The organism is Herbaspirillum sp. B65, from assembly GCF_000333555.1.
In the GTDB taxonomy this organism is placed as follows: Bacteria; Pseudomonadota; Gammaproteobacteria; order Burkholderiales; family Burkholderiaceae_D; genus Herbaspirillum; species Herbaspirillum rubrisubalbicans.
Genome location: NZ_BADI01000960.1, coordinates 1 through 1616, shown reverse-complemented (window position 1 = coordinate 1616; position 1616 = coordinate 1). Strand labels below are relative to the sequence as shown.

1 protein-coding gene and 1 pseudogene are annotated in these 1616 nt (G+C 59.8%); both read left to right on the top strand.

Annotated features, from left to right (window positions below; translation table 11 throughout):
- Nucleotides 1–564: pseudogene (locus I5W_RS22625) on the top strand (ABC transporter substrate-binding protein); the annotation flags it as partial.
- 226 nt (nucleotides 565–790) lie between these two features.
- Nucleotides 791–1616 (top strand): hypothetical protein (locus I5W_RS22620; protein WP_044530942.1); only part of this gene is annotated, 826 nt, incomplete at its 3' end.

The window sequence follows — 1616 nt, the reverse complement described above, 5'->3', positions numbered from 1 at the left end:
TTTTTGCGTGGGCGAACCCTGGGGCCATCGCCCCATCGTCGATGGCGTGGGCATCACCGCCATCACTACGCAGGATATCGGAAGGATCATCCGAGAAAGGTGCTCGGTACCTCGCGCGAATTCGTGCAGAAATATCCCAACACCTGCCGCGCCATGATGGCGGCCATCCTCGACGCCAGCAAGTGGATCGATGCCTCGCTGGTGAACAAGAACAAGATGGCCGAGGTGATCGCCGACAAGTCCTATGTGAACACCAGCAAGGACGTGATCGACCAGCGCATCCTCGGGCGCTATCAGAACGGCCTGGGCAAGACCTGGGACGATCCCAACTATATGAAGTTCTATGAAGAGGGCCAGGTCAACTTCCCGTTCCTCTCCGATGGCATGTGGTTCATGACCCAGCATCGCCGCTGGGGCTTGTTGAAGAGCGACCCGGATTATCTGGCCGTGGCCAAGTCGGTCAACCAGATCGACCTCTACAAGGAGGCCGCCGCCATGACCAAGACACCGCTGCCCAAGGACGTCATGCGCAGTTCCAAGCTGATGGATGGCACGGTCTGGGAAACTGGCCGACGCCATCACTACCCTCAACTCGTACAAGGCCGGGCTGGCCGCTGCTACGGCTGCCGCTTACGCGGCCTGAGGGATCTGCAGCGGGCAGGCCGGAGGAAGAATATCCGGCCACATCGCCCGCGGCAGGCGGGAACGTGCAACATGCAACAGTACGCACTTTCCCGCAAGGTGATGTGAGGAGGCAGATTTCTTTTTTTGGGGAAGGCGGAAAACCACCATGCACCATGCTGATTTTTACCGCGCGTGTTTCTTGAACGCAGGTTGGATACCGTCGCAAGACCTGGCCCGGCCTGTCGCCGTCGGTGATGTTGCACAAATCTGCAATGGCCGTCTCCAGACCTTGCTTAACCTGCAGTCCGGGCACCTGGTGGAAACGCTGGCGATCAGTCGTACGCTGGAATTTGGCGATCTGGCGTGGCGCCTGGAGCAGGGGGTGTATCAGAGCCTGAGCGAGGCGCAGACGATGCAGGGAGAGCAGGGCGAACTCTATGCACAGACACGCCAGGTGCTGGAATTTGCGCGGACGGGCGATTTTCTGTTTCATGCTCGTAAGGGACATGCCCATTGCCTGTTGAACTGGGCCGAGATCAAGGACGACGTCACGCTGAAGCTGACGCAGTTGCGTTACCAGTTCCGCAATGCCTACGTGGTGACCGCCGTGGCGACCATGCATGAATGGGGGCTGGCGGTGGCGGGGCAGGACCAGGGGCGCCTGGAGATGTCAGCGACCGGTACCGGCGGCGACCGTTATACATTGCTCAGCGATGAGTCGGCGCGTGCCGATGCCAGCCGCGGCATGGCAGTATTCGAAACAGGAAAAGACAGCCCGGCATACTTCTTCCGGGCCAAGAAGCTGATATTGAGCGACGCCGCCGTCGATCTCTGCCTGGCCAGGCTGGCGCACAACCAGGCGCATTTGCACGACAGCGAGATTGCGCGCTGGCTCAACGCTGACCTGCGCAATTTTGCGCAGAACGGCGATGTCAGTCTCAACACCTGCATGCATTATTTTTCCTGGTGCGATATGTCGCTGGACGATCGGC